Annotated in this window: 1 protein-coding gene; it reads right to left on the bottom strand. The window is 39.3% G+C overall.

Features of this window, described 5'->3' with window-relative positions:
• Positions 1–455: 455 nt before the first annotated feature.
• The gene (locus A3766_RS18635; RefSeq protein WP_068642767.1) at positions 456–2000 is read right to left on the bottom strand and encodes a hypothetical protein; all 1545 of its coding nucleotides are present in this window, start codon (positions 1998–2000) and stop codon (positions 456–458) included.
• Between the last annotated feature and the right edge of the window lie 160 nt (positions 2001–2160).

The following is a 2160-nucleotide window of genomic DNA, read 5'->3' as shown; positions in this document are numbered from 1 at the left end:
TGATTGATTCAAGTGAAGAACCGGAATATTTTCGTGCCAGAAAAAAGCCGGGGTCAGAGTAGAGTAGCGCTTACTTAAGCTGAATTGAGACCATGCTATAGATAAGCTGTAAAAGTCGGCACGCAATGAAATAGCGGTTTCGACTAGAGCCTACAAATACCCTGCCTAAACTTTGTCAGCAAAGTGCCATAACTTGCTGTTGAAGGTGCAATTTAGTTTTGGCCTAATCTTCATGGATTAGGGTACTGGAAAATTAAGGCTTTTCTAAAGCGGCCTTTTTTGAACTTAATCAATAATACTTAAAAATAGATCAAAAGAGGATATTTTTCCCTATTGTTCAGGTGTATTTTTTATGGATTATTTATTAACAAAACAAAAAATAAGGAGACGGTGACAACTGATTCTTATTTGTCACGGACCCCTTAAGCTCGTCGTATTTTTCTTTTATTCAATGTTCACCAGAACCAAAAAAAATCAGATGTGCCGAGTTGATACGACCAATAATGGTCCGGTCCAATCTCGATAAATTCATCAAAAACAACCACATGCCCTGCATCAATGTCCATAGGTGAAAATCCCGGCTTAAGAATCACTTCAGACCAATTAATATCTAGCTCTGTTGTTACTCCCGCTACGATTGGTGTACTCATGATAGAAGCACTATCAAGGGGAACGTACCCTGTGTAGAACCAATCACCTGAATCTTCGCTGACACCGTCATACACATAAGACCACAATTGAATTTCGTAGTTCTTGATGCGCGTATCAGTCGCCTGAAACTCAATGCGAAACGACTGAGTTCCCTCGTTTATGTAACCTACCAAGCCATTAGCTTCTTCACTTAACGATTCCAACGCAGGAATTCCATTTGAAATATCACCATCATATTGCGGAGAGTAAATAATGTCGTAAGTACCAGGCTCTTCTCCGCCAAAAACAGAGAAGTTAAATTGCTTCTCAATTTGATTGCCTGATTTATCTACTACAATAACTTTCCAGTTAGAAAGCTTAATCGTGTGAAGGCGCTCACTCGAATGGAAAACACATTCGAAAACATCTGAATCACCAATTCGGCAGGAGTTTCTTTGTGCCCCCCAAGATGATGGATCTAACAGCGACCACCACCAATTATCATCTAGTTGAACAATGTCGACATACTCAAGATCATCAAAACCATCCGGGTCTGAAATCTGGACATTTACTGTAAATCCAATGTTCACGGGAGGGGGATCAACATTTGTTGTCCCCCCATAAGTGTCTGGTAAATGACGAATATCGGTAAGTATTGTTCCAATCTCAGGAGCACTATTTCTATGAATATCTGGTCCATTTGGTGTCAAATCACAGGCATCACCTTGACCATCACCATCGGTATCTAGTTGATTGCTATTAGCATGGTTGACACAGTTGTCTTCCTCATCTAAAACGGCATCAGTATCAGCTATAATCTCAAGGCTACGCATTAAATGAGCTATCGCACTTTCTTTATCAACCAAGCTGGTTATGAGCGAACCGCTATTCGCCACTAGATTAGTGATGTTTGCCACAAAATTAGCATGTTCAAAATCAATGAACATATTCTCTGCAGATTGGTGCGCTTGGTTATCAATTTTGATGCCGTTATCAGGGTTTCCATCTCTATCGAGACTTTGCAATAACCTAGCGATATTGACTACTGCTGGATGGTCTAAATCAGTTGTACCTGCAAGGTCTAGAGGTGTAATTAGTGGGCCAGCTTGAGTGCTAGGTAAATCTATTCCACCAATGGAGAAAGTAATTCTTTCTCCTTCTTTATAAATAAATTCGCCTAAGCTATTGGTAAAACCACTCTGAGATGTGGTGCGATATTTAAGATTCTCTACTGGGCTATCAATAAATTGTCCTTTCAATAAGGAGTCAGGTTCGGCTTGGCTTGAATTACTGCCACCACCGCCGCAAGCTGATAAAAGTAAGGTTAAAACTACCAAATTAGTTAGGTTAAAACGTTTAAAACCAAACATCGCTTAAATTACTCCGTATTAAAGATACAGCTAGATTACAGAAACAAATTGTAACAAAAGTTGACACAATAGTTACTGAGTGAGATTCACTAGTTGTTGGTAATGAGGCGTTCATCACCTTTATTAACTAACTTTTAGGATTTATTTCGGAACTAATTTA

Source organism: Oleiphilus sp. HI0132, assembly GCF_001635845.1.
Note: the sequence above shows the minus strand (reverse complement) of the source record. Positions and strands in the feature narration are given on the sequence as shown.